Below are 956 nucleotides of genomic sequence, written 5' to 3'. Positions count from 1 at the left end.
GTTCCACACGTACCCATCCCGAACACGACCGTTAAGTCCTCCAGCGCCGATGGTACTTGGACCGAAGGGTCCTGGGAGAGTAGGACGCTGCCAAGCGGACAACCAATCCTTTGGTTGATTCATAATGTTATATATGTTATATGGGCTTTTAGCTCAGTTGGTTAGAGCGCACCTCTGATAAGGGTGAGGTCGGTGGTTCGAGTCCACCAAGGCCCACCATATAACATTATATCCCTTTATGGGGCCATAGCTCAGCTGGGAGAGCGCCTGCCTTGCAAGCAGGAGGTCAGCGGTTCGATCCCGCTTGGCTCCACCAAAATGTTTTACATGAAATAGTATATGAGTACCTTGATCCTTGAAAACTGGATACCGAAACGAAAATGCGTTTTAGAACATCTTTTAGCTGAAACTTGTGTAAACAAGTTGAAATAGTTATTAGTATGCTGAAAGCGAAGGTTTTCGATTGTGAAGCGACCTTTGGCTTTAAACAGACTAGCGAACGGATTTATCCGGGAGCGCTGTTTAAAACAAGATGAGCGAACAAGCGAAACACCGGAGCGATGGTTAAGCTAATAAGAGCACACGGAGGATGCCTAGGCGCCAGGAGCCGACGAAGGACGTGGCGAACAACGAAACTGCCTCGGGGAGCTGTAAGCAAGCTTTGATCCGGGGGTGTCCGAATGGGGAAACCCAGCTGTGGTAATTCGCAGTTACTCATACCTGAATACATAGGGTATGCAGAGGCAGACCAGGGGAACTGAAACATCTAAGTACCCTGAGGAAGAGAAAACAATAGTGATTCCGTCAGTAGCGGCGAGCGAACGCGGAACAGCCTAAACCAAGGGGCTTGCCCCTTGGGGTTGTGGGACGTCTCACATGGAGTTACAAAGGAATATGGTAGGTGAAGAGGTCTGGAAAGGCCCGCGATAGAGGTAAAAGCCCTGTAACCTAAACTG

Annotated in this window: 2 tRNA genes and 2 rRNA genes; all 4 read left to right on the top strand. The window is 49.3% G+C overall.

The features are described from left to right. Positions 1-96 (top strand): 5S ribosomal RNA (gene rrf / locus A3842_RS11990); the annotation flags it as partial. A gap of 46 nt (positions 97-142) precedes the next feature. After that, positions 143-219 (top strand) — tRNA-Ile (locus tag A3842_RS11985). Between the two features lie 21 nt (positions 220-240). After that, positions 241-316: transfer RNA gene (locus A3842_RS11980), tRNA-Ala, on the top strand. A gap of 246 nt (positions 317-562) precedes the next feature. Further along, positions 563-956 (top strand): 23S ribosomal RNA (locus A3842_RS11975); the annotation flags it as partial.

The sequence above is a fragment of the Paenibacillus sp. P3E genome (assembly GCF_001909045.1).
Classification (GTDB): Bacteria; Bacillota; Bacilli; order Paenibacillales; family Paenibacillaceae; genus Paenibacillus_AQ; species Paenibacillus_AQ helianthi.
The sequence above is the reverse complement of the archived record's forward strand: the minus strand, read 5'-3'. Positions and strand labels throughout refer to the sequence as shown.